Source organism: Nocardioides sp. (assembly GCF_035547795.1).
In the GTDB taxonomy this organism is placed as follows: domain Bacteria; phylum Actinomycetota; class Actinomycetes; order Propionibacteriales; family Nocardioidaceae; genus Nocardioides.
The window spans coordinates 1-23,056 of sequence record NZ_DASZUF010000123.1; the positions used below are offsets into that span (position 1 = coordinate 1).

Sequence of the window (23,056 nt, forward strand, 5' to 3'; positions counted from 1 at the left end):
CAGCAGCGCCAGCGAGTCGACGGTCTTGAACGTCGAGCCCGGCGGCATCCGCCCGTAGGTCGCCAGGTTGATCCCGCCGTTGCCGGGCCCGTTGGCGGCGGCCAGGACGTCGCCGGTACTGGGCCGCAGCGCCACCAGCGCGCTGGCTGGCTTCACGTGGGCGAGCAGGCTCTCGGCGAGCGTCTGCAGCCGCAGGCTGAGGGTGGTGTTCAGCGGCGTGCCGTCGACCGGCGCGGTGTTGAAGATCTGGGTGATGGTGCCGTCACCGGCCACTCGGTCGACCACCGTGCCCGGCTCACCGCGGAGCTGGTCGTCGTAGCGAGCCTCGAGGCCGCTGAGCCCGGCCACGTCGCCGGGGTGGTAGCGGGTCGGGTCCTTCTTCACCATCTCGGCGGTGACCGGCCCGACGCTGCCCAGGATCGGCGCGGCGAAGCCCTTGGTCGGGCCCAGCGGAGCGTCGGTGTGCATCGCGCTGGCACCGGGGATCTGCGCCACCTGCGCGTCGCTCAGCGGCGCCTCGCCGGCGCGGTAGGTGATCGCCTGCACGAACTGCTGCGGCCCGGCCGCCTTGACCAGCTTGGTGTACGCCGCCACGTCGATCCCCAGCCGCTGCGCCAGCAGCGCGGCGGACCTCACCGCCCGGTGCGGCTTGCCGGCCTTGGCCTTGTCGATGCCGTAGACCACCACCGGGCGGTTGGTGACCAGCGCATGGCCGCCGGCGCCCATGATGTCGCCCCGCTTGGGCTCGACCGTCGCGGCGCGCAGCGTCGCCTTCGGGTCGGTCAGGGTCTTGTTCACCAGCGTTGGCGACCACCTGATCGGGTCGTCGGAGCCACCCGACACCTGAGTCGTGTAGGTCCAGTCGCCGCCGTGCAGCGGCCAGGTCCAGCTCAGCGTGCTGCCGATGGCCTTGACCTCCGGCTTGAGACCGCTCATGCCGGCGACGATGCGCTGGTAGTCGGCCTTGACGCTCGCCGTCGTCGTGCCGGCGACGAACTTCACCTTGGTGAAGCTCAGCTCGCCGTTGAAGGCGGCGGCGAGCGCGCCGACGTTGCTGGCGGGGTCGCGGACCTGCTCCGGCACGCCACCACCACCCCCACACCCGGTCAGCACCAGGGCGAGGGGGATCAACCCGAGCAGCACACGCCTCATGCAGTGGTTTCTACCAGGGACGACCGACAAGGCGCGGGCGCGAGGCGCTCAGGAGCGCTTGTGGCGGGGCTTCTTCGACCCCTTGTCCGACCCCTTGTCCGACCCCTTGTCGAACCCGCCGTCGCGCTCGGGCCGGCGGCGCCGACGCTCGCCGTACTCCCGAGGGGAGGTACGCCGCCCGGGCGCTCCCTCGTCCAGGCGGAGCTCGATGAGCTTGCCGCTGATCCGGGTGCTCTCCAGCGCCCTCCAGGTCTCCGGCGCGAGGTCGGCGGGCAGCTCGACCAGCGAGAAGTCGGGCCGGATGGTGATGTTGCCGAAGTCGCCGCGGCGCAGGCCGCCCTCGTTCGCGATCGCGCCGACGATCTGCCGGGGCTCGACGCGGTGCCGCTTGCCGACCGAGATCCGGTACGTCGCCAGCGGCTGGCCGGTGTTCCGGGAGCGACCGCTCTCACGAGGCGCGCGGTCGCGCTCGCGGCTGGGCCGGCGTACCTCCGGCTCGGGCAGCTCCTCCAGCAGCAGCGGCTCGTCGCCCTGCAGCACCACCGCGAGCGCGGCGGCGACGTCGACCTCCGGCACGTTGAACTCGGCGACGTAGTGCGCCACCACGTCGCGGAAGAAGTCGACCTTCTCGGTCTCGGCCAGCGCCGCGGTGATGGCGTCGTCGAAGCGACCCAGTCGGGTCGCGTTGACCTCGTCGACGCTGGGCAGCCGCATCTCGGCCGGTGCGGCCTTGGTGTGCTTCTCGATCGCCTTGAGCAGGTAGCGCTCACGCGGGGTGACGAACGAGATGGCGTCACCCTTGCGGCCGGCCCGGCCGGTGCGCCCGATCCGGTGGACGTAGGCCTCCAGGTCGGTGGGCAGGTCGTAGTTGACCACGTGCGAGATGCGCTCGACGTCGAGGCCGCGGGCGGCCACGTCGGTGGCGACCAGGATGTCCAACGAGCCGTCCTTGAGCTGGTTGACGGTCTTCTCGCGGACGTTCTGGGCGACGTCGCCGTTGATCGCCGCCGCGCTGAAGCCACGGGCGCGCAGCTTCTCGGCGAGGGTGTCGGTCTCGGACTTGGTCCGGACGAAGACGATCATGCCCTCGAAGTTCTCCACCTCGAGGATGCGGGTGAGGGCGTCCACCTTCTGCGGGTAGGACACCATCAGGTAGCGCTGGGTGATGTTGGCGTTGGTCTTGGTGGCCGACTTGACCTGGATCTCGCGCGGGTCGTGCAGGTACTTCTTCGACAGCCGCCGGATCTGCGCGGGCATGGTCGCCGAGAACAGCGCGACCTGCTTCTCGTCGGGGGTCTCGGCCAGGATCGTCTCGACGTCCTCGGCGAAGCCCATATTGAGCATCTCGTCGGCCTCGTCGAGCACCAGGAAGCGCAACTGCGACAGATCCAGGGTGCCCTTGTCGAGGTGGTCCATGATCCGGCCGGGCGTGCCGACGACGACGTGGACGCCGCGGCGCAGCGCGGACAGCTGCGGGCCGTAGCCCTGGCCGCCGTAGATGGGGAGGACGCGAACGCCGGGCATGGTGGCGGCGTACCGCTCGAACGCCTCGCAGACCTGCAGCGCCAGCTCGCGGGTGGGGGCGAGCACGAGCGCCTGCGGCGCCTGCTGGTCCAGGGCCAGGCGGGAGAGGATGGGCAGCGCGAACGCGGCGGTCTTGCCGGTGCCGGTCTGCGCCAGGCCGACGACGTCGTCGCCGGCGAGGAGGGGCGGGATGGTGGCCGCCTGGATCGCCGAAGGCGTCTCGTAGCCGGCGGCCGTCACGGCAGCGAGTACGGCGTCGGACAGGCCGAGCTCGCCGAAGGTCGGCACGCCAGTCATGGGCTGAGTCTCGTCACTGCTCACTCCACAACGGTAGTGCGCCCGCGGAGTGAACATTCATTCCTCGGCGCGGTGGGACCGGTCACGCCGCCGCGCCGCCGACCCGGTCCGGAGCTGGCTTTTGGTGACCGGCCGGCGTATCTTGGGTGAACGGAAAGTGAACAGGAGGTGTCCGATGCAGGAATCCGCGGTGTCTGCCCGACCGGTCATGCACTGGGTCCCGGTCGTCGACGCGCAGGGCCGGACGCAGCTGCAGGCGGTCTGGTCGACCGACTCGCACGCTCACGCCGGCGCACACGCAGCCTGACCGGCTCCCAGCCTTGCGCGCATGGCGCGCCTCGAAGCCGCGGTCCCTCGGGACCGCGGCTTCGTCGTGCGTTCGGCAAAGATTTCTCCGCGCGAGGAATGAAATCGCCGACCTCGGTGGCTATGGTGGTCGAAGTTTCAACTACTAGGCTTCAGGAGCAACCCATGGGCATCTTCAGCAAGAAGGCCGCCGAGACTCCCGTCTTCGACGCGCCGACCTCCGTCATCGAGGACCTCAGCGGCGACTACACGATCGACCCCGCGCACACCCACATCGGCTTCAGCGCCCGGCACGCGATGGTGACCACCGTGCGTGGCAAGTTCAACGACTTCAGCGGCACCGCGCACATCGACACCGCCAACCCGGCCAACTCGACCGTCTCGCTCACCATCAAGGCCGAGTCGATCGACACCGGCAACGCCGACCGCGACGCGCACCTGCGCTCGGGCGACTTCTTCGAGGACTCCGCCCACCCGGAGATCACCTTCGTCTCCACCAACGTCGAGCGCGACGGCGACGAGTGGGCCATCACCGGCGACCTGACCATCAAGGGCGTGACCAAGCCGGTGACGGTGGTCTTCGAGGAGACCGGCACCGCCAAGGACCCGTTCGGCAACACCCGCGCCGGCTTCGAGGGCAGCGCCGCCATCAACCGCTCCGACTGGGGCCTGAACTTCAACGCCGCGCTGGAGACCGGCGGCGTGCTGGTCAGCGAGAAGATCAAGCTGGAGTTCGACGTCTCGGCGATCAAGACCGCCTGAGCGACTCCTTCCCGACGGGCGCGGATCCATCCGGAGCCGCGCCCGTCGGCGTCGTCGGACCCGCTCGTCGTACTCCCGCCACCGCTCGGCGACTGCCGCGCGCGCCTCCGTGCGGGTAGCCCCTCCCGGTCGCACGATGTGACTACAGTCACGCCGTTTCTGACAGCCGACTCGGAGGTGAGCATGAACGCTCGAAGTACCGGACTGTGGGTCCTCACCGGGATCCTGCTGGTCGTGGCAGCGGTGCCCCCGCTGCTGGTGCCCGTGTACGCCAGGACCACACCGACCCTGTGGGGCTTCCCGTTCTTCTTCTGGTTCCAGTTCCTGCTGGTGATCTGGGCGGCGGTGCTGACCACCGGCGCCTACTTCCTGGCCAAGGAGGCGTACCGGCGAGACCGCGCCGCACGGGGGATGAGGAACGGGGGCTCCCGATGAACGGCGTCGCCTTCGGAGTCTTCCTCTTCCTGTTCCTGCTCGTCACCGTGATGGGCTTCGCCGCCGCCCGCTGGCGGCGGGCGAAGACGATGGACAGCCTCGACGAGTGGGGACTCGGCGGCCGCGGCTTCGGCACGTTCATCGCCTGGTTCCTCATCGGCGGCGACCTCTACACGGCGTACACCTTCATCGCCGTGCCCGCGACGCTGTTCGCCGGCTCGGTGACCGGGTTCTTCGCGGTGCCCTACACGATCATCATCTATCCGATGGTCTTCGCGTTCCTGCCGCGACTGTGGTCGGTCAGCCACCGGCACGGCTACGTGACGCCGGCCGACTTCGTCGAGGGCAGGTACGGCAGCAAGAGCCTCGGGCTGGCCGTCGCCGCGACCGGCATCGTCGCCACCATGCCCTACATCGCGCTCCAGCTGGTCGGCATGCAGGTGGTGCTCCAGGTGCTCGGCCTGCAGCCCAGTAGCGGGAACTGGTTCCTCAAGGACCTGCCGCTCTTCATCGCGTTCCTGATCCTGGCCGCCTACACCTACTCCTCGGGTCTGCGGGCGCCGGCGCTGATCGCCTTCGTGAAGGACACGCTGATCTACCTCGTGATCATCGTCGCCGTGATCTACATCCCCCACCACCTCGGCGGCTGGGGTCAGGTGTTCCACACCGTGAAGAGCAACTTCGACAGCAGCAACGCCGCCGCGGCCGCCGCCGGTCAGCCCGCCACCAAGGGGGTCTTCCCAGCCACCGGGGTGGGCCAGTGGGCCTACGCATCCCTGGCGCTCGGCTCGGCGCTGGCGCTGTTCATGTACCCGCACTCGGTCACCGGCGCGCTCTCCACCCGCAACCGCGGCGTGATCAGGCGCAATGCCGCCCTGCTGCCGGCGTACTCCTTCCTGTTGGGGCTGCTGGCCCTGCTCGGCTTCGTCGCGGTCGCCGCGGCCGTCAAGGTGGGCAACCCGCCCAACGCCCAGCTGGCGATCCCGCAGCTGATGGAGGACCAGTTCCCGTCGTGGTTCGCCGGGGTCGCGTACGCCGCCATCGTCATCGGGGCGCTGGTGCCGGCGGCGATCATGTCGATCGCGGCCGCGAACCTGTGGACGCGCAACATCTACAAGGCGTTCATCAACCGGGCCGCCACCCCGGTGCAGGAGGCCCGGCAGGCGAAGCTGGTGTCGCTGGTGGTGAAGTTCGGCGCGCTGATCTTCGTGCTCGCGCTCAACAAGAGCTTCGCGATCAACCTGCAGCTCCTGGGCGGCGTATGGATCCTGCAGACCTTCCCGGCGATCGTGGCGGGCCTGTACACACGCTGGTTCCATCGCTGGGCGCTGCTCGCCGGGTGGCTGGCGTCGATGGTCTACGGCACCTGGGTCGCCTACGACACGCCGTCGCCGACGCAGGCGCACTTCGGCTCGTCGGTGCACGTCTTCCCGGGCACGCACACGGGGATCTACATCGCGATCACGGCGTTCATCCTCAACGTGGTGGTCGCGGTGGTGGGCACCGTCGTCCTGCGTGCGCTGCGGGTTCCCGACGGCGTGGACGGCACCCGGCCCGAGGACTACGTCGCCGACATCGGGGACGAGGGCGTCGAGCCGGAGCTCAATCCGGTGCAGCCGGCCCACTGAGGGCGCTCTGGCGCTGCCTGCTCGCGCTCGTCTGGTCGCCCGCGGCGGCCGCCAAAGTGTCACGGTGATAGTTCGCAAACTGTCACCGTGACACTTGGCGTCGTGGGTGACAGTTGCGAAGTGTCACTCGCCCCCCAAAGTGTCACGGTGACACTTTGGGGCGGCGGGCTGGCGGGCTCAGCGCGCCAGCCAGGCGGCGTAGGCGTCGAAAGAGTACGGCCGGCCGAGAAAGTCCTCGACCAGGTCGGCCGCGTCCTTGGAGCCGCCGGGCGCGAGCACCTTGTCGCGGTAGCGGCCGGCGACCTCCGGATCGAACAGGTCAGCCGGGTCGAACGCACTGAACAGGTCCTTCGCGATCACCAGCGACCACTGGTAGGTGTAGTACGCCGAGGAGTAGCCGCCCAGGTGGCCGAACGCGGCATAGAAGTGGGTGCCGGGGATGTAGGGGAACGGCGCGTACCGCTCCTGCAGCTCGACCATCGTCGCGGTCAGGTCTGCCGGCCGGTTCTGGTGGTACCAGTAGGAGACCGCGGCGTACATCGTCTGGGTCTGGGTCAGGTAGCCCTTGCCGAACTCCTCGGCATCGCGCATCTTCGCCACCAGCTCCGCCGGGATCGGCTCGCCCGCCTCGTTCGTCGCGAAGCTGGCCAGGACGGTCGGGTCCCAGGCCCACTCCTCGAGCATCTGCGAGGGCGCCTCGACGAAGTCCCACTCGGTGGCGACGCCGGCGAAGCGGGTCCACTCCCCTTGGCCGCCGAGGATGTGGTGCACCAGGTGGCCGAACTCGTGGAAGAGCGTCACCACGTGGTCGTGCTCCATCAGCTTGCGGCTGAAGTTGCACACCAGCACGCCCTCGGCCACCGACTTCCCGGCGACGCCGGGCGCGAGGTCGAACTGCGCGGCGTGCTTGTACTTGCCCTCGCGCGGGTGCAGGTCGAGGTAGATCCGGCCGAGCGTCTTCTCGTCGGCGAGCCGGACCACGTCGTACGCCGTGACCTCCTGGTGCCAAACCGGCACGTCCACCTGCTGGTAGCGCACCCCGAAGAGCCGCCCGGTGACGTCGAGCAGGCCGGCGCGGACCTTGGCGAAGTCGAAGTAGGTGCGCACCAGCTGGGTGTCGAGATCGAACCGGTCGGCGAAGACGAGGTTGCGGTAGTAGCCGGCGTCGGCGAGCGGGACGCGCTCGGCGTCGGGGTAGTCCTGGCGGTAGCGCTCCAGCAGGATCGCCAGATCGCGCCGGCCGGGCTCGCGGGCGGCGTCGGCGATCTTGTCGATGAACTCCGGGATCGCCGGGCCGGACCCGATCATCTTCACCTCGGCGTCGTAGGACGCCCAGTCGCTGTAGCCCAGCGTGGTGGCGAACTCGTGCCGCAGGTCGAACATCTCGTGCAGCACCGGGTCGCTGGCCGGGTAGCCGCGGTTGAGGAACTCGGTGCGCAGCGCGAGCCGCAGGTCGGCGTCGTCGGCGTACTCGAAGACGGGCAGCGAGTCGGGGTAGTCGGTGGTGATGGTGACCAGGCCGTCCTCGCCGACCGGGTGCGCGTCGACGAAGTCCTGCGGCAGGCCGCCGAGGCGGTCCGGGCCGACCTTGACGCTGCGGACGTCGTCGCGGGCGATCCGGGAGAACTCCTGGTCGAGCTCCATCAGCCGCTCGTTGATCTCCTTCAACCGCGCGCGGGTGGCGTCGTCCTTGTCGACGCCGGCCCGGCGGAAGTCGAGCAGGACCTTGGTGAGGAAGCGTGCCGCCAACGGGTCGAGACCGTCGATGTCGAGCGCGTCGAAGACGGCGAAGAGCTCGGCGTCCTGGGAGAGCTCGGTGGAGAGCTTCTGCGCCTCGAGCTCGGCTGCCTCGGCCGCGGTGCGCACCGCCTCGACGGGGTGGACGTTGGCGAGCAGGCTGGCGAGTCCCGAGGTGCCGTGCAGTGCCAGGGAGACGTCGTCCCAGATCCGCAGGGTGGTCAGGGCGTCAGCGGGCGGCTGCGCCTTGAGCCCCTCGGCGAGCTCACGGGCCCGCGCCAGCGCGGCCGCGGCGCGGTCGTTGATCCAGGACTCGGCGGAGTCGGCGTCGGGCAGGGTCAGCGGCTCGGGCGACGTCATGGGGACAGCCTGCCACGGGGGTGAGGTTGCTTGGCGGGGGGCTTGTAACACGCTGTTGGCTGCTGTAACACGCTGTTGGCGCTACTGGACGGTCGACGCGTCGACCGTCCAGTGCGGTGGACAGCGTGTTACAAGCGCCGGGGCGCCGGCTGCTGCTGGGTGATGCAGTGGATCCCACCACCGCGGGCGAAGAGCGGGCGGGCGTCGAGGGAGACCACCGACCGGCCGGGGTAGGCATCGGCCAGGATCGTGACAGCCCGGGCGTCGGCCGTCGGGTCGCCGAAGGCGCAGGCAAGCACGCCGCCGTTGACCACGACGTGGTTCACGTAGTTGTGGTCGACCCATCCGTCCCCGTCACGGAGTACGGCGGGGGCGGGCAGCTCGACGATCTCGAAGCGCCGGCCGGCGGCATCGGTCTCCTCGGCCAGCTGGGCCCGCAGCTGCGCCATCACGGCGTAGTCGGGGTGCTCCGGCGAAGGTTGGGCGTGCAGCAGCAGCACCCCCGGCGAGGGCATGGTCGCTACCATGTCGACGTGCCCCCGGGTGCCGAACTCCTCGTAGTCACGGGTCAGGCCGCGCGGCAGCCAGATCACCTTGCGCGCGCCGATGGTGCGGGCCAGCTCCGCCTCGATCTCGGCCCGTGACAGCTGCGGGTTGCGGCCCTCGCCGCGCTGCACGGTCTCGGTCACCAGCACGGTGCCCTCGCCGTCGACCTGGATGGCGCCGCCCTCGTTGACCAGCGCCGAGGCCACCACCGGTACGCCGGCGCGCGCGGCCACGAACCGCCCGATCAGCTGGTCGCGCGACCACGTCGCCCAGTCCCGCGCGCCCCAGCCGTTGAACACCCAGTCGATCGCCGCGAGGCGCTCCTCGTCGTACACGAAGGTGGGGCCGATGTCGCGCATCCAGGCGTCGTCGAGCGGCGCCTCCACGATGTCCACCTCGCGGCTGAGGTAGCGCGGCGCGATCGCCGCCTGGGAGGGATCGACGACGACGGTGACCGGCTCGAAGTCGGCTGCGGCGTTGGCCACGGCGGCCCAGGTACGGCGGGCCTCCTCGGCCGACTCCGCTGTCGAGCCGAGCGTGTAGCCGCCGGTCGGGAACGCCAGCCAGAGCCGGTCCTGGGGCGCGGTCTCGGCCGGCATCAGGTAGGTCACAGGAGAGCGCCGTACGTGTCGGGGCGGCGGGTGGTGAAGAACGGGAACAGCTCCAGCCACTCGGTGCGCGAGCGCAGGTCGAGGTCGGCGACCAGTGCCACCGACTCGTCGCGGGGTGCCTCGACGAGCACCCGCCCGAACGGATCGGAGATGAACGACGTGCCGTAGAACGTGAGGCTGCCCTCGTCACCCCAGCGGTTGGGCACCACCATGAACAGCCCGGAGGTGATGCCGTTGGCGACGATCACCTTCTGCCACAGCGGCGCGGTGTCGAAGTCGGGGAAGTCCGGCTCGGAGCCGATCGCGGTGGGATAGGCCAGGATGTCGGCGCCGGCGATCCCGTAGGCGCGGGCGACCTCGGGGAACCACTCGTCCCAGCAGGTCGGCAGGCCGAGCCGCACCCCGAGCGAGGCCACGTCGTAGACCGGGTAGGGGTCGACCGCCGGACCGGGTCGGAAGTAGGTGTCCTCGTAGTAGCCCGCCGTGATCGGGATGTGGGTCTTGCGGGTGCGGCCGATCATGGCCCCGGTGGGGTCGACGGCGATGGCGGTGTTGTAGCCGCGCGGGTCCTCCGGCGCGTCGTCGGGCACCGGCCGTTCGTAGAGGCTCGCGTGCACGACCACGCCATGCCGCCTCGCCTGTTCGGCGGCGAAGGCGTACGTCGGGCCTCCCAGCAGTTCCTCGGCGTCCTGCTTCGGCACTCCGCTCGCGCGCACGTCGGCGGGATAGCGCGACAGCGTCAGCTCCGGCAGGAACACCGCCTGCGCACCCTCGCCCACCGCCGCGGCGATGCCGTCGGACAGCTCCGCGATCAGGTCGGCGCGGGAGGGGTGCCAGCGGTGCTGCACCAGCCCCACCCGCACGCTCGGACGCGGGCCGTCATCCGCCTTCAGGTACGGCGCCACCGGCGCCGCGGTGATCACACGCATGCCCGGATCATGCCACCGGGCCATGTAACACGCTGTCCACCGCACTGGAAGGTCGTTGCAACGGCCTTCCAGTGCACTCAACAGCGTGTTACATGTCCGCCAGGCTCCCCCGCCGGCGGGCCAGGTAACGCCGCTGGGCGGCGTTGGCGGTCGCCCCGATCGCGGCGTCGTACTCCGCTCTGGCGTCGGCCGAGCGGCCGAGCCGACGCAGCAGCTCGGCCCGGGTCGCGTGCCAGGCGTGGTAGCCGGTCAGCGGCAGCCCGTCGACCAGCGCGAGCCCCACCGCCGGGCCGTCCAGTTCCGCGACCGCCACGGCCCGGTTGAGCGCCACCACCGGGCTCGGGTCGACGACGAGCAGCCGGTCGTAGAGCTGCACGATCTGTGACCAGTCGGTCGCCCGGAACTCCGGCGCGCTGGTGTGCACGGCGCCGATCGCCGCCTGCAGCTGGTAGCGGCCCGGCGGCTCACCGCGGTACGACGCCGCGACCCGCTCCGCGACCAGCGCCTGGCCCTCGGCGATCAGCGCACGGTCCCAGCCGCCACGGTCCTGCTCGTCGAGCATCACCAGCTCACCGGAGGCGCTCAGCCGCGCCGTGCGGCGCGCCTCGGTGAGCAGCATCAGGGCGAGCAGACCGGCGACCTCGCCGTCGTCGGGGAGAAGATCCCGCAGCAACCGACCCAGCCGGATCGCCTCGGCGGTCAGGTCCGCCCGGATCGGATCCTCGCCCGTGCCGGCGAGGTAGCCCTCGTTGAAGACGAGGTAGACCACCGCCAGCACGCCGCCGATCCGCTCGGCGAGATCCTCGCGCGCCGGCGTCCGGAACGGGATCCGGGCGTCGCGCACCTTGCGCTTGGCCCGGGTCAGGCGCTGAGCCATCGTCGGCTCCGGGACCAGGAAGGCGCGCGCGATCTCGGCGGTGGAGAGGCCGGCGACCAGCCGCAGCGTCAGCGCGACCCGCGCCTTTGGCGCCAGCGCCGGATGGCAGCACACGAACATCAGCCGCAGCGTGTCGTCGTCGACGGGCCCGGTCGGCGCCGGCGGTACGGCGAGCATGACCGCCTCCTGATGCTTGGCCTCACGCTTGGCCTCCCGACGCAGCCGATCGAGGGCCTTGCGGGTCGCGGTGGTGGTGAGCCAGCCGCCCGGGTTGGGCGGCAGCCCGCCGGTCGCCCAGTGCTCGACCGCGGCCGCGATGGCCTCGCCGGCCGCCTCCTCGGCGACGTCGAGGTCGCCGAAGCGGCGGACCAGGGTGGCGACCAAGCCCGGCCAGACCTCCCGGAAGACCGCCTCGACCCGGCTCACGGGTGCCTCATCCGGCGAAGGCACGCACGTCGAGGGAGCCGAAGTGCGCCACCGGGTGCCGCGACGCGATGTCGACGGCCTCCTCGAGCGAGTCGCACTCGAGCAGGTCGAAGCCGGCGAGGAACTCTTTGGTCTCCGCGTACGGGCCGTCGCTGAGGACCACCTCACCCGCGCGGACGCGGACGGTCCGGCCCTGGTCGGGCTCGGCGATCGGATTGCCCAGCACCCGGCGATCCCCGGCGTACGCGAGCCAGTCCTCGATCGGCCCCGCGGCCTCGAGCACCTCTGGCGTCACCTCGATCTCGGGATCGCGCAGGACCAGCATCAGGTATCTCATCGGCGACTCTCCATCGCCTCGGTGAACTCCTCCTCGGACTGCAACGGCCGCACCTCCTGGGGGAGCCCGGAGGCCTCGGCCATCCGCCGGGCGAACGCGAGGGCGGCGTCGAGGTCGGGTACGTCGATGACGGTGAAGCCGCCGAGGCACTCCTTGGACTCCAGGAACGGTCCGTCGGTGACCGTCCCGGACGGGTCGACCACCGTGGACGCGCTCGGGTCGTGCAGCCCGCCGGCGAAGACGAAGATGCCGGTCTGGAGGGCCTCGTCGATCAGGGCGCCGACGGCCTCGACGATCGGCTGCATCTGCGCAGCCGGGGTCGAGCGGGTCTCGGGCTTGTCGTAGGTGGCGATCAGGTACTGCGTCATCGGGTCACATCCTTCGTCGTGGCGGCGAGGCCGTCGGTCTCTTCCAGCAGCTGGAACGGGCGGAAGAACACCCGCACCTCCTGAGGCCAGCGGCAGGCGGTCGCGACCCGCCCAGCCCACCTCCGGGCGCTGTCCTCGTCGGGCACCTCGATGACGCACACGCCGCCGAGGTACTCCTTGGTCTCCACCAACGGGCCGTCGGTGAAGACCGGGGTACCGCTGGAGGCGTCGACGCTGAAGACCGGCGCCTCGGGATCGAGGCCACCGGTGAACAACAGCACGCCGGCCTGCTTCATCTCGGCGACGAGCGCGCGGGTCTGTGTCGCGATCTCGCGCAGCTCCTCGGCGGTGTAGTCGGGCACCCACTGGTCGTTGAAGTAGATGAGGTACTCCGCCATCGGTCCTCCTGTGTCGCGCGGCGGCCTCGGTGGCCACCGTCCATCCTCATCACGAACGGCACCGTCCCGATACGACAGCGGCGCAAAGAAATCTCTCGATTCGGGGAAGAAACCGACTGACCATTACCTTTGCTAACCGTGTCGTCGTTGAGTCTGCGTGCGTTGGTCGCGGACACCCGCCCGCTGCGCGAGCACCACGTGCGGCGGCTCTGGATCGCCCAGATCATCACCGTGATCGGCGCCCAGCTCACCGTGGTGGCGGTCCCCGCCCAGATCTACGCCGACACCGGCTCCTCGGCGTACGTCGGCCTGACCGGCCTGTTCGGGCTGGTCCCGCTGGTGATCTTCGGCCTGTACGGCGGCGCCCTGGCCGACCACTTCGACCGGCGCAAGATGCTCATGGTCACCACCCTCGGCCTGATCGTCAGCAGCGGACTGTTCTGGCTGCAGTCGGCGCTCGGGTCACACAACGTGTGGTTGCTGCTGTGCCTGTTCTCGGTCCAGCAGGCGTTCTTCGCGGTCAACCAGCCGACCCGTCAGGCGGTGCTGCCCAAGCTGCTGCCGCTCGACCTGCTGCCGGCCGCGAACGCGCTGTTCATGACCGTCTTCCAGGCCGGCGCGATCGCCGGCCCGCTGGTGGCGGGCGTGCTCATCCCGATCACCGGCTACACCTACCTGTACCTGATCGACACGATCACGCTGTTCGCCACGCTCTACGCGGTGGTCTTCCTGCCGCGGATGCCCGTCGAGGGCGCTGGCACCAAGGCGCCCGGCCTCCGCTCGGTGCTCGACGGCTTCGTCTACCTGCGCACCCAGCCGGTGCTGTTGATGAGCTTCGTGGTCGACCTGATCGCGATGATCTTCGGCATGCCGCGGGCGCTCTACCCGCAGATCGCGCACCAGTCCTTCCTCGGACCCGCCGACGGCGGCATCGTCTTCGCGCTGCTGTACGCCGCCATCCCGGCGGGCTCGGTGATCGGCGGGGTCTTCTCCGGCTGGATGTCGCGCGCCGAGCGACAGGGCCTGATCGTGCTGTGGTGCATCAGCGTGTGGGGCCTGGGGATCGCTCTCTTCGGCGCCACCCTGTGGGTGACGCCGAGCCTGCGGATGCCGATGCTCGTCCTGGGACTGTTCTTCCAGATGGTCGCCGGAGCGGCCGACGTCGCTTCGGCCGCGATCCGCAGCTCGATCCTGCAGTCGGCCGCCGACGACAACGTCCGAGGCCGCCTGCAGGGCGTGTTCACCGTCGTGGTCGCGGGCGGTCCCCGGATCGCCGACGTGGTCCACGGCGGCGTCGCCGCGGTGGTGGGCACCGCCGCGACGACGGCCGGCGGAGGCGGGCTCGTGGTGGTCGGGATGGTGCTGTGCGCGATCCTCGCGCCGACGTTCGTCCGCTACCGCGTCACGCACCGGCTGTCGGTGGAGCCGGCCGCGCAGGAGGCCTGACTCAGGCGCCGATCAGGCCGCGCACGTAGTTGGCCTGGCCGAGGTGTTGGGCGTCGTCCTCGAGCACCGAGACCAGCCGTACGCCGAGCGTCACCGGCGGATCCCAGCGCTCGTCCACGAGCCGGTCGAGCTCGGCGGCCTCGACGTCGCCCAGGTAGCGCACGGTGGCCTCGTGGGTGGCGCGGAGGTACTCGGCGAGCAACTCGGCCGGTGCGCTGACCCGACCGACCTCCTCGGTGCTCTGCCCATAGCCGGTGGCCTCCGGCCCGAACGGCAGCCCGAACCGGTCGTAGAAGCCCCGGGAGGTCCACACCTGCTCGTGGCCGGCGACCTCGGAGACCTGGGCGTCCTGCACCCGGGCCAGGTGCCAGACCAGCCAGGCGATGGTGTTGGCATCGGGACCGACGCGCCGGGTGAGCTGGTCCTCGGTCAGCCCCTCGACGACGGCGGTGCCGCCCTCGACGATCCTGCCGAATCCATCTGTGAGCAACGCTGCGGGAGTCATGCCACTCGACGTTAGCGCGCGGGGTACCGGGCCCCATGACGAACTTCGGCTACACCCTGATGACCGAGCAGAGCGGGCCGCGCGCGCTCGTCGGCTACGCCCAGCGGGCCGAGGAGCTGGGCTTCGACTTCCTGCAGTGCAGCGACCACTTCTCGCCGTGGCTGACCGAGCAGGGGCACGCGCCGTACGCCTGGGCGGTGCTGGGCGCGGTCGCCCAGGAGACCGAGCGGATCGGGCTGATGACCTACGTGACCTGTCCGACGATGCGCTACCACCCTGCGGTGGTGGCACAGCAGGCCGCGACCCTCGGCCTGCTCAGCGACGGTAGGTTCACCCTCGGCCTCGGCAGCGGCGAGAACCTCAACGAGCACACCGTGGGCGCGGGTTGGCCGGCGCTCGAGACCCGCCAGGAAATGCTGGCCGAGGCGATCGACATCATCCGTGAGCTCTTCGGCGGCGCGCTGGTCACCTATCGCGGCGACCACTTCGACATCGACGCCACCCGGCTGTGGGACCTGCCCGAGGAGCCGGTCCGGATCGCGGTGGCCTGTGCCGGCGACCGCGCCGTCGAGGCGTTCGCGTCGCTCGGCGACGACCTGATCGCCGTCGAGCCGAAGGCCGAGCTGGTCGATGCCTGGAACGCCGACCCCGACGCCCGTCGCATCGAGCCAGGTGGCGCCCGGGCGATCGGCCAGATCCCGATCTGCTGGGACCCGTCGCAGGAGCGGGCGGTGGAGCGGGCGCACCGGGAGTTCCGCTGGTTCGGCGGCGGCTGGAACGTCAACTCCGACCTGCCCACCACGGCCGGGTTCGCCGCGGCCAGCCAGTTCGTGCGACCCGAGGACGTCGCCTCCTCGATCCCGTGCGGCCCCGACCTGGACGCGATCGTGGCGGCCGTCGGCGCGTACTGGGAGGCGGGCTTCACCGACGTCGGGCTGGTCCAGGTCGGGGACGACGGGCAGGAGCGGTTCCTCGCCGAGGCAGCCGGCCCGCTGCTGGAGAAGCTGCGGGCGGCGGCCCCGTCGTGAGACCGGTCAGGTTCGGTGGATCAGCCCGAGGACGGCGCCGTCGGGGTCGGTGACGGTGGCGATGGTGGTGCCGCCACCGACCGCGTGCGGCGCCTGCTTCAGGGTCGCGCCGGCGGCGGTGACGGCCGCGACGGCCGCCTCGATGTCGTCAACCCCGACGTAGGGGATCGGGGCGGTGGCGCCGTCGGCGCCGGCCGGGCTGAGACCGATCTCGAGGCCGCCGCCCGCTGGATCGGACACAGCGAAGCCGACGTAGTACGGCGTGGTGGTGTGCGGCTCGGTGCCGAGCAGCGCCCGGTAGAGCGCGGTCGCGGCGTCGAGGTCGGAGACGGACTGGACGAGGGTGGCAACAGTGTTCATGGCCCCTCGACGCACCGGCGGCCGGAATTGTGACGTCACGTTTCCGCCGGCCGGCACGTCGGGGACGATGTGAACGTGATCGTGGAGGAGTTCGAGGCGGAGCGGCCGCGGCTGCTGGCCATCGCCACTCGCATCCTGGGCTCGCCGGCAGGCGCCGAGGACGCGGTTCAGGAGGCCTGGCTGCGACTGTCGTCGACCGCCGAGCCACCGGAGAACCTGGCCGCCTGGCTGACCACCGTCGTCACTCGGCTGTGCCTGGACCAGGTTCGCGCCCGGCGGCATGTCGAGCTCTCCGAGGAGCTGGTCTCCACCAGCGACCCGGAGGCGGACGCGATGCTGGCCGATCGGGTGGACGCGGCGATGCTCGTCGTACTCCACACGCTCTCGCCGCTGGAGCGGGTCGCCTTCGTGCTGCACGACCTGTTCGCGGTGCCCTTCGACGAGGTGGCGGCGACGCTGGGCCGCTCCGAGGCGGCCGCCCGCCAGCTTGCCTCCCGGGCCCGGCGGCGGCTGCGCGGCGCCGACCTGGAGGCCGAGCGCACCGCGCACCGCGAGGTCGTCGACGCCTTTCTCGCCGCGGCCCGCGGTGGCGACCTGCCCCGGCTGCTCGAGCTGCTGGCTCCCGACGTCGCGACTCATGCCGACGGGGTGGGCGCGGCGATGGGAGCCGACGTCCGGACCGGCCGCGAGGCGGTCGCCGACCGGTTCAACGGCGTCCGTGGCGCGATGCCCGTCAGCGTGGACGGCTGGGCCAGCGCCGCGTGGATCCATCACCGCGAAGTCAAGGTGGCGTTCCTGTTCACCGTGGTCGACGGCCTCATCACCGACATCGACATGGTCGCCGACCCGGTGTCGCTCGAGCTGATGGACATCTCCGGTACGTCCAACCCCAACCGATGAGGCTCAGCGCCAGTGGTGCGCGCGGGCGAACTCCTCGGCGCTCCCGTCGTGGTGTGACGTGCAGGCGGCCACCAGCTGCGCCAGCGGGCCCATCGCGCCCTCGAACGCGCCCATGGTGAGCAGCACGTTGAGCAGCATGCCGTGCGCGATGAAGTCGCGGACCTGCTCGTCGGACCAGCCGGTCTCCCGCAGTACGGCGAAGATCCGGCCCATCCCCGCGCGCGCCGCCGCTCCGATCTCCGGGACGCCGCTGGCCGAGAAGCCGTGCATGAGCACGTGCAGGAAGTCGCTGTCGGCGAGCAGCTCGGTGTAGGCGTGCCCCATGCGGTGCAGGTCGTCCTCGCTGTCGGGGTCGAACGGGCCCTCCTCCAGCACCGCCCGGAAGGCGGCCTCGATCCGGTCGCAGGCATGCCCGAAGACGGCCAGGAAGAGCTCGAGCTTGGTGCCGAACATCCTGACCACGTAGGGCTGGCTGACGCCGGCCTCCTTGGCCACGGTGTCGGTGCTGGTGCCGGCGTACCCGCTCGCGGCGAAGGCCCGGGTCGCGGCCGCCAGGATCAGCGCACGACGTTCTGCGGCAGGCATCCGGGCGCTCATGGTTGACATGTTATCAGTTGATTACTTAAGGTCTTAGTAATCATTCGATGCCAACTTAGGAGGAGGAGCCATGAGCACCCTCACCGAGCCCCGGGCCGCCCGCGTCGGAGCCCGCCGCGCGCCGCTGTGGCTGGCGATCGCCGCCGTCAGCCTGCCGATGTTCATGGCGACCCTGGACAACCTGGTGATGACCAGCGCACTGCCGGTGATCCAGGCCGACCTGCACGCCAGCGTCGGCGACCTGTCCTGGTTCATGAACGCCTACACGCTCGCGTTCGCCACCTTCATGCTCCCGGCCGCGACCCTCGGCGACCGGATCGGCCGCCGGCGCGTGATGGTCGCCGGGATCGCGATCTTCACGCTGGCCTCGATCTGCTCGGCGCTCTCCGACTCCTCCAGCACGCTGATCGCGGCTCGGGCCGCGCAGGGCTTCGGCGCCGCGGCGATCATGCCGCTCTCGCTGACCCTGCTCGCGGCCAACGTGCCCGATCGGCTGCGGCCGGCCGCGATCGGCATCTGGGGCGGCGTCTCCGGACTCGGCGTGGCGCTCGGCCCGGTCGTCGGCGGCGCCGTGGTGCAGGGGGTGAGCTGGCAGGCGATCTTCTGGCTCAACGTCCCGGTCGCGATCCTCGCGCTGCCGCTGGTGCTGGCCGTGGTGGGCGAGTCGCGCGGCGCCTGGCAGCGGCTCGACCTGGCCGGCGCGCTGATGATCGGCGGCGCCGTCTTCCTCGGCATCTGGGGCATCGTGCACGGCAACGACGACGGGTGGGGCTCCGGCCGGGTGCTGACCCCGCTGGTGATCGCCGCGCTGCTGCTTCCGCTGTACGTCGGCTGGGCTCGCCGCCGGCCCGACGCCGTACTCCCGCTGCGGCTCTTCGTCTCCCGCAGTTTCACCACCGCCAACCTGGTCGCCCTCGGCTTCACCGTCGGCATGTTCGGCGCGGTCTTCCTGCTCTCCCAGTACCTGCAGGTGGTCCAGGGCTACACCCCGCTGGGCGCCGGCGTGCGGACGCTGCCGTGGACGGCCGCGCCGATGGTGGTCGCGCCGCTGGCCGGGATGCTCGCCGGGCGGATCGGCGTCCGGCCGCTGCTGCTGGTCGGGCTCGCCCTGCAGGCGGGGTCGCTGGCCTGGTTCGCGGGGCTGACCGAGGCCGGCTCGCCGTACTCCGCCTTCGTGCCGGCGCTGGTCATGGCCGGCGTCGGGATGGGCCTGGTCTTCCCGTCGGTCTCCAACGCGGTCCTCGACGGGCTGCCGGAGGGCGACTTCGCCATCGCCAGCTCGGCCAACTCCACGATCCGGGAGTTCGGCGTGGCACTCGGCGTCGCGCTGCTCACCGCGGTCTTCGAGAGCTGCGGCGGCCACATCGCGCCGGACGGCTACGCCGGGGCGATCGGGCCCGCGCTGCTGACCGGCTCGGGGGCCGTCGCGCTCGCCCTGGTCGCGGCGCTGTTCACTCCTCGGCGCGCCCCGGTACGGTGAGGGCGGCGACCGCCGTGGTCAGGGGTACGGCGAGAACCAGCCCGATCGCACTGACCAGCGAACGCACCACCTCCTCGGCGATCTGCTCGGTGCCGACCAGCTCCAGGAACGGCCGGTCGTAGAGCTCGATGACCAGCAGCGTGGTCAGCGCGGTGCCGGCGTAGGCGAAGACGATGGTGTAGATCGTCGAGGCGATGTGGTCGCGACCGATCCGCATCGCGCCGGCCCACAGCCGCCAGCGGGTGAGCCCGGGCGCGGCGGCACGCAGCTCCCACACCGCGCTGGCCTGGGTGATGGTGACGTCGTTGAGCACGCCCAGGCCGGCCACGATGACGGTGCACGTCATCAGGCCCTGGAAGTCCAGGTGGCCGACCACCGAGGTGAGGATGGAGCCGCCCTCGTCGGCCACGCCAGTGAGGTGGGAGAGCCGGACCGTGACCAGCCCCAGTCCGGCGGTGACGGCCAGCCCGGCGAGCGTGCCGGCGAGCGCGGCGCTGGTGCGCAGCGAGAGGCCATGGGTGAGGTAGAGGACGACGTACATGATCGCCGCGGAGCCGACCAGCCCGACCAGCGGTGGCGAGTGCCCGCCGAGCAGCCCGGGGAGCAGCCAGCCGCCCACCACGAGGCCGCCGAAGGCCAGCCCGACCAGTGCGAGTAGGCCGCGCAGCCGCGCCACCGCGAGCACCACCACCACGAAGAGCCCGATCAGCAGCCACAGCGTGCCGGAGCGGTCGGTCGAGTAGTAGGAGTACGTCGGCGGCGACCCCGGCGTGCGCTGCAGCTGCACGCTGCTGCCGCGCTTCAGCCCCGAGTGGGTGACCTCGGGCGGCACCGGCACCAGCGCGGTGGTGCCGCCGACCCTCACCCGCAGATTGCCGCAGGTCTGGGTCGCCTGGGCGCCGGCCGCGCAGGCCGGCTGCACCTCCTGCACGCTGGCGTGTGGGAACGTCACGCCCGGGGCGGCGAAGTCGAGCGAGTGCGCGAGCCGATGCACCGCGGCGCGGTCGGGCCAGAGGCCGACGATGCCCACCACCACCGCGACCGCCACCAGGGCGAGGATCCCGAGGAGCGCGAACCGCGGGCCGGCGGCGACGTGCACGTCCGGGGCAGTGCTGTGGGCGTGCCCGTGGCCGTGCCCGTGGGCGTGCCCGCGCGTGTCGGCGCGCCGCCTGCCGCCGCGGTGGCTCGTCATCGGGCGATCAGGTCCGGGCCGAGGTCGGCGAGGCGGCGGGCTCCCACCAGGCCGAGGGTGAGGTCCAGGTCGGCGAGCAGGTGCGACATCACCGCGTGGACGCCGTCCTCGCCGGCGAGCGCGAGCCCGTAGACCCACGGCCGTCCGACCAGCACCGCCCGGGCCCCCAGGGCGAGCGCCTTGACCACGTCGGCGCCACCGCGGATGCCGCTGTCGAAGAGCACCGGTGTGCCACCCGCGGCCGCGACCACGCCGGGGAGCGCGTCCAGCGACCCGATCGCGCCGTCGACCTGGCGGCCGCCGTGGTTGCTGACCACGATCCCGTCGACGCCGTGCTCGACCGCGAGCCGGGCGTCGTCGGCGTGCTGCACACCCTTGACCAGGATCGGCAGCCTGGTCATCTCGCGGAGCCGAGCCAGATCCGACCAGGTCAGGTCGGAGCGGGAGAAGACGTCGAGGAAGGTCTCGACCGCGGCCCGGGGCCGGGGGTCGGAGAGCCCGACGCGCTCGGGCCAGTGCCGGCGGATGGAGGCGAGCGCACGCAACGCGGCGGGCAGCTGGCGCGGGGAGGGCCGCGGGGTCTCGCCCCTCGGGCGGCCCGGCAGGAGGGCGCGGAAGGCGGCGTCGGAGGTGTACTGGGCGATCCCTTCGGCGCGCGCGAACGGCAGATAGCCGAGGTCCAGGTCGCGGGTGCGCCAGCCGAGCAGGTGGGTGTCGAGGGTCACCATGACGGCGTCACAGCCGATCGCCTCGGCCCGCTCCACGAACGAGCGCACCACCGTCTCGTCGCGGCTCCAGTAGAGCTGGTGCAGCCGCGGAGTGTCGCCGAGCGCGCGGGCGGTCTCCTCCATCGGCACGCTGCCCTGGGTGGAGATGACCATCGGCATGCCGAGGCGGCGGGCGGCGCGGGCGACGGCGTACTCGGCGTCGGGGTGGGCCATCTCCAGGACGCCGATGGGGGCGAACGCCAGCGGGCTGGGCCAGCGCCGGCCGAGCACCTCCACGGACAGGTCGCGGTCCTCGACGTCGCGCAGGTGGCGCGGCACCAGCCGGACCCGGTCCAGGGCCTCGCGGTTGGCTCGGACGGTCGACTGCAGCCCGGCGCCACCGTGCACGTAGGCCCACGCCTGCGGGCTCATCGCCTTGCGAGCGGCGGCCTCGAGCCCGTCGTACGACGTCGGCACCACCGGCCGGTCGCCGAACAGGCCGGCGCGGTAGATCCCGCCCTGGATATCGCGGCCGATGCTCACGCGAGCACGCTACCCAGGTCCGCGCGGGTGACGGCGGCGAACAGCCGCACGCAGCGCTGCGTCATCGCCGCCGCGTCCTGATCGGGGTGGTCGAGCCACCAGTCGACCAGCGAGTCGAAGATGCTGATCCACACCGACACCATCGCCGAGACGTCGAGGGCGTCGGTGACGCCGACCAGGCTCATCAGCTCCCCCACGCCCTCGTGGGCGAGGGCGGTGATCCGAGCGGTGTACGACGCCATCACCTCGGCCGCCTCGCCTTCGCGCGGCGCGGTGGGGTCGAAGAGCATCCGCCACATCCACGGCTGCGGCTCCAGCAGCACGAAGATGCCGTCCAAGGTGCGCAGCCCACGCTCCAGCCCCACCACGCCGGTGCGGGCGATCCGCTCCATCTCCACGGCGAGCTGCTCGCCGGCCCGGCGCAGGCAGGCGCCATAGAGCCGGTCCTTGGAGCCGAAGTAGCTGTAGACCATCGGCTTGGAGATGCCGATCGGCTCCGCGACCGCTGCCACCGACGTGGCGGCGAAGCCCAGGGTGCCGAAGAGCCGGGTGGCCGTCTCGAGGATCTGCTCCTCGCGGTCCGCCCGGGGCACGCCCTTGGTGCCGGCGTTGGGTCGTGGCATGCCGAAAGACTAGCGATGTGATCTGACTCTGCGGTAACTTACTCAAAGGTCATATGGATGGGAGGTCACCGCCATGCACGAGATGCTCGACCCGATGAAGAACCCGATCACCTACGCGATCCCGTTCTTCTTCCTCTCCATCGCCATCGAGCTGGCGGCGCTGAAGTGGCTCGACCACGACAACACCGCGTTCGCGACCGGCGGCCGCGAACGGGCCGGCTACGACGGCCGGGACGCCCGCACCTCGATCCTGATGGGCGTCGGCTCGCTGGTCAGCACCACGGTGGTCAAGGTGGTGATGTTCGTGGTCTACATCGCGGTCTGGACCTACCTGGCTCCCTGGCACGTGCCGAGCAGCTGGTGGGGGCTGCTGATCAGCGTCGTGCTGGTCGACTTCGCCTACTACTGGAACCACCGCTTCGTGCACCGTGCGCGAGTCGGCTGGGCGGCACACCAGGCGCACCACTCCTCGACGTACATGAACTTCTCGACCGCCCTACGGCAGAAGTGGAACCCGTGGTTCGAGTTCTTCTTCTTCCTGCCGCTGCCGCTGCTCGGCGTCTCCCCGGTGGGGGTCTACCTGGCGTTCTCGATCAACCTGATCTACCAGTTCTTCGTCCACACCGAGACCATCGAGCGGCTGCCCCGCCCGGTCGAGCTGGTCTTCAACACGCCCAGCCACCACCGCGTGCACCACGGCTCGGACCCGATCTACCTGGACAAGAACTACGCCGGCATCCTGATCGTCTGGGACCGGATGTTCGGCACCTTCCAGCCCGAGCTGTTCCGCCCGACGTACGGCCTGACCCACCCGGTCGAGACCTACCACCTGATCAAGCTCCAGTACGGCGACTACGCCGCGCTGTGGCGCGACGTCCGCGACGCGCGCTGCTGGCGCGACCGGCTCGGCTACCTGTTCATGCCGCCCGGCTGGGCACCGGCCGGCGAGGCCCGCGAAGCGGAGCAGGTCGCCTGACACAAT

23 protein-coding genes are annotated in these 23,056 nt (G+C 71.2%); 8 read left to right on the forward strand and 15 right to left on the reverse strand.

The features are described from left to right. Both VHA72_RS08405 and VHA72_RS08410 read right to left on the reverse strand, forming a co-directional pair. A partial coding sequence (locus VHA72_RS08405) for a penicillin-binding protein 2 (protein ID WP_524538585.1) occupies window positions 1-1,152 on the reverse strand: 1,152 nt, incomplete at its 3' end. A gap of 48 nt (window positions 1,153-1,200) precedes the next feature. Then, window positions 1,201-2,973 carry a DEAD/DEAH box helicase gene (locus VHA72_RS08410; protein WP_325574171.1) on the reverse strand — a complete coding sequence of 591 codons (1,773 nt, stop codon included), beginning with the start codon at window positions 2,971-2,973 and terminating at the stop codon, window positions 1,201-1,203. 471 nt (window positions 2,974-3,444) lie between these two features. On the opposite strand from VHA72_RS08410, the gene VHA72_RS08415 reads away from it, so the two are divergent. From VHA72_RS08415 to mctP, 3 genes are all read left to right on the forward strand, one after another. Next, entirely contained in the window at window positions 3,445-4,041 is a 597-nt protein-coding gene (locus VHA72_RS08415) for a YceI family protein (RefSeq protein ID WP_325574173.1), read from the forward strand. Between the two features lie 183 nt (window positions 4,042-4,224). Further along, the gene (locus tag VHA72_RS08420; RefSeq protein WP_325574175.1) at window positions 4,225-4,476 is read left to right on the forward strand and encodes a DUF3311 domain-containing protein; all 252 of its coding nucleotides are present in this window, start codon (window positions 4,225-4,227) and stop codon (window positions 4,474-4,476) included. Continuing rightward, a complete protein-coding gene (gene mctP, locus VHA72_RS08425) occupies window positions 4,473-6,104 on the forward strand; it encodes a monocarboxylate uptake permease MctP (protein WP_325574177.1) in 1,632 nt (543 codons plus the stop codon). Before VHA72_RS08420 ends, mctP begins: the two co-directional genes overlap by 4 nt. Before the next feature lie 177 nt (window positions 6,105-6,281). Here the strand turns inward: mctP and VHA72_RS08430 are convergent, their stop codons facing one another. From VHA72_RS08430 to VHA72_RS08460, 7 genes are all read right to left on the reverse strand, one after another. Then, window positions 6,282-8,201: a M3 family metallopeptidase gene (locus VHA72_RS08430; RefSeq protein WP_325574178.1), complete on the reverse strand. Its 1,920-nt coding sequence runs from the start codon at window positions 8,199-8,201 to the stop codon at window positions 6,282-6,284. Between the two features lie 128 nt (window positions 8,202-8,329). Beyond that, window positions 8,330-9,358: an agmatine deiminase family protein gene (locus VHA72_RS08435; protein ID WP_325574179.1), complete on the reverse strand. Its 1,029-nt coding sequence runs from the start codon at window positions 9,356-9,358 to the stop codon at window positions 8,330-8,332. Continuing rightward, window positions 9,355-10,287, reverse strand: a complete 933-nt coding sequence (locus VHA72_RS08440) for a nitrilase-related carbon-nitrogen hydrolase (protein ID WP_325574181.1) — start codon at window positions 10,285-10,287, stop codon at window positions 9,355-9,357. Before VHA72_RS08440 ends, VHA72_RS08435 begins: the two co-directional genes overlap by 4 nt. Before the next feature lie 88 nt (window positions 10,288-10,375). After that, window positions 10,376-11,590 (reverse strand): RNA polymerase sigma factor, encoded by a 1,215-nt coding sequence (locus VHA72_RS08445; protein WP_325574183.1) that lies wholly within the window; start codon window positions 11,588-11,590, stop codon window positions 10,376-10,378. 7 nt (window positions 11,591-11,597) lie between these two features. Then, on the reverse strand, window positions 11,598-11,927 hold the full coding sequence (locus VHA72_RS08450) for a YciI family protein (RefSeq protein ID WP_325574185.1): 330 nt from the start codon (window positions 11,925-11,927) through the stop codon (window positions 11,598-11,600). Further along, a complete protein-coding gene (locus VHA72_RS08455; RefSeq protein WP_325574187.1) occupies window positions 11,924-12,295 on the reverse strand; it encodes a YciI family protein in 372 nt (123 codons plus the stop codon). Before VHA72_RS08455 ends, VHA72_RS08450 begins: the two co-directional genes overlap by 4 nt. Continuing rightward, a complete protein-coding gene (locus VHA72_RS08460; protein ID WP_325574189.1) occupies window positions 12,292-12,693 on the reverse strand; it encodes a YciI family protein in 402 nt (133 codons plus the stop codon). The genes VHA72_RS08455 and VHA72_RS08460 overlap by 4 nt, the downstream gene beginning before the upstream one ends. A 138-nt stretch (window positions 12,694-12,831) precedes the next feature. Here VHA72_RS08460 and VHA72_RS08465 point away from each other — a divergent pair, with 138 nt between their 5' ends. Next, window positions 12,832-14,139, forward strand: coding sequence for an MFS transporter (locus VHA72_RS08465; RefSeq protein WP_325574191.1), 1,308 nt, complete (start codon window positions 12,832-12,834; stop codon window positions 14,137-14,139). Between the two features lies 1 nt (window position 14,140). On the opposite strand, the gene VHA72_RS08470 is transcribed toward VHA72_RS08465, so the two are convergent. Further along, the gene (locus tag VHA72_RS08470; RefSeq protein WP_325574193.1) at window positions 14,141-14,644 is read right to left on the reverse strand and encodes a mycothiol transferase; all 504 of its coding nucleotides are present in this window, start codon (window positions 14,642-14,644) and stop codon (window positions 14,141-14,143) included. A gap of 35 nt (window positions 14,645-14,679) precedes the next feature. Between VHA72_RS08470 and VHA72_RS08475 the strand changes: the two genes are divergently transcribed. Continuing rightward, window positions 14,680-15,672 carry an LLM class F420-dependent oxidoreductase gene (locus tag VHA72_RS08475; protein WP_325574195.1) on the forward strand — a complete coding sequence of 331 codons (993 nt, stop codon included), beginning with the start codon at window positions 14,680-14,682 and terminating at the stop codon, window positions 15,670-15,672. Between the two features lie 6 nt (window positions 15,673-15,678). On the opposite strand, the gene VHA72_RS08480 is transcribed toward VHA72_RS08475, so the two are convergent. After that, a complete protein-coding gene (locus VHA72_RS08480) occupies window positions 15,679-16,032 on the reverse strand; it encodes a VOC family protein (protein WP_325574197.1) in 354 nt (117 codons plus the stop codon). Between the two features lie 75 nt (window positions 16,033-16,107). Between VHA72_RS08480 and VHA72_RS08485 the strand changes: the two genes are divergently transcribed. After that, complete coding sequence (locus tag VHA72_RS08485) at window positions 16,108-16,932, forward strand: sigma-70 family RNA polymerase sigma factor (RefSeq protein WP_325574199.1); 825 nt, start codon at window positions 16,108-16,110, stop codon at window positions 16,930-16,932. 3 nt (window positions 16,933-16,935) lie between these two features. Here VHA72_RS08485 and VHA72_RS08490 read toward each other — a convergent pair whose 3' ends face one another. Further along, on the reverse strand, window positions 16,936-17,529 hold the full coding sequence (locus VHA72_RS08490) for a TetR/AcrR family transcriptional regulator (protein WP_325574201.1): 594 nt from the start codon (window positions 17,527-17,529) through the stop codon (window positions 16,936-16,938). Between the two features lie 70 nt (window positions 17,530-17,599). Here VHA72_RS08490 and VHA72_RS08495 point away from each other — a divergent pair, with 70 nt between their 5' ends. Beyond that, a complete protein-coding gene (locus tag VHA72_RS08495) occupies window positions 17,600-19,009 on the forward strand; it encodes an MFS transporter (protein ID WP_325574203.1) in 1,410 nt (469 codons plus the stop codon). Here VHA72_RS08495 and VHA72_RS08500 read toward each other — a convergent pair. From VHA72_RS08500 to VHA72_RS08510, 3 genes are read right to left on the reverse strand one after another with little or no spacing between them, the layout of a single operon-like run. Then, window positions 18,981-20,201: a YibE/F family protein gene (locus VHA72_RS08500; RefSeq protein WP_325574204.1), complete on the reverse strand. Its 1,221-nt coding sequence runs from the start codon at window positions 20,199-20,201 to the stop codon at window positions 18,981-18,983. The two genes, VHA72_RS08495 and VHA72_RS08500, sit on opposite strands and share 29 nt — an antisense overlap. Next, the gene (locus VHA72_RS08505) at window positions 20,198-21,451 is read right to left on the reverse strand and encodes an alpha-hydroxy-acid oxidizing protein (protein ID WP_325574206.1); all 1,254 of its coding nucleotides are present in this window, start codon (window positions 21,449-21,451) and stop codon (window positions 20,198-20,200) included. Before VHA72_RS08505 ends, VHA72_RS08500 begins: the two co-directional genes overlap by 4 nt. Further along, entirely contained in the window at window positions 21,448-22,074 is a 627-nt protein-coding gene (locus VHA72_RS08510) for a TetR/AcrR family transcriptional regulator (protein ID WP_325574208.1), read from the reverse strand. Before VHA72_RS08510 ends, VHA72_RS08505 begins: the two co-directional genes overlap by 4 nt. 73 nt (window positions 22,075-22,147) lie before the next feature. On the opposite strand from VHA72_RS08510, the gene VHA72_RS08515 reads away from it, so the two are divergent. Continuing rightward, window positions 22,148-23,050 (forward strand): sterol desaturase family protein, encoded by a 903-nt coding sequence (locus VHA72_RS08515; RefSeq protein ID WP_325574210.1) that lies wholly within the window; start codon window positions 22,148-22,150, stop codon window positions 23,048-23,050. The last annotated feature ends 6 nt before the right edge of the window (window positions 23,051-23,056 follow it).

Bases quoted from the DNA above. Each gene is read 5' to 3' on its own strand.
- VHA72_RS08440 (WP_325574181.1), bottom strand. From the start codon at position 10,287: ATGCGTGTGATCACCGCGGCGCCGGTGGCGCCGTACCTGAAGGCGGAT.
- VHA72_RS08450 (WP_325574185.1), bottom strand. From the start codon at position 11,927: ATGAGATACCTGATGCTGGTCCTGCGCGATCCCGAGATCGAGGTGACG.
- VHA72_RS08480 (WP_325574197.1), bottom strand. From the start codon at position 16,032: ATGAACACTGTTGCCACCCTCGTCCAGTCCGTCTCCGACCTCGACGCC.
- VHA72_RS08495 (WP_325574203.1), top strand. From the start codon at position 17,600: ATGAGCACCCTCACCGAGCCCCGGGCCGCCCGCGTCGGAGCCCGCCGC.
- VHA72_RS08470 (WP_325574193.1), bottom strand. From the start codon at position 14,644: ATGACTCCCGCAGCGTTGCTCACAGATGGATTCGGCAGGATCGTCGAG.
- VHA72_RS08510 (WP_325574208.1), bottom strand. From the start codon at position 22,074: ATGCCACGACCCAACGCCGGCACCAAGGGCGTGCCCCGGGCGGACCGC.
- VHA72_RS08420 (WP_325574175.1), top strand. From the start codon at position 4,225: ATGAACGCTCGAAGTACCGGACTGTGGGTCCTCACCGGGATCCTGCTG.
- VHA72_RS08430 (WP_325574178.1), bottom strand. From the start codon at position 8,201: ATGACGTCGCCCGAGCCGCTGACCCTGCCCGACGCCGACTCCGCCGAG.
- VHA72_RS08475 (WP_325574195.1), top strand. From the start codon at position 14,680: ATGACGAACTTCGGCTACACCCTGATGACCGAGCAGAGCGGGCCGCGC.
- VHA72_RS08415 (WP_325574173.1), top strand. From the start codon at position 3,445: ATGGGCATCTTCAGCAAGAAGGCCGCCGAGACTCCCGTCTTCGACGCG.
- VHA72_RS08460 (WP_325574189.1), bottom strand. From the start codon at position 12,693: ATGGCGGAGTACCTCATCTACTTCAACGACCAGTGGGTGCCCGACTAC.
- mctP (WP_325574177.1), top strand. From the start codon at position 4,473: ATGAACGGCGTCGCCTTCGGAGTCTTCCTCTTCCTGTTCCTGCTCGTC.
- VHA72_RS08490 (WP_325574201.1), bottom strand. From the start codon at position 17,529: ATGAGCGCCCGGATGCCTGCCGCAGAACGTCGTGCGCTGATCCTGGCG.
- VHA72_RS08515 (WP_325574210.1), top strand. From the start codon at position 22,148: ATGCACGAGATGCTCGACCCGATGAAGAACCCGATCACCTACGCGATC.
- VHA72_RS08500 (WP_325574204.1), bottom strand. From the start codon at position 20,201: ATGACGAGCCACCGCGGCGGCAGGCGGCGCGCCGACACGCGCGGGCAC.
- VHA72_RS08455 (WP_325574187.1), bottom strand. From the start codon at position 12,295: ATGACGCAGTACCTGATCGCCACCTACGACAAGCCCGAGACCCGCTCG.
- VHA72_RS08410 (WP_325574171.1), bottom strand. From the start codon at position 2,973: ATGACTGGCGTGCCGACCTTCGGCGAGCTCGGCCTGTCCGACGCCGTA.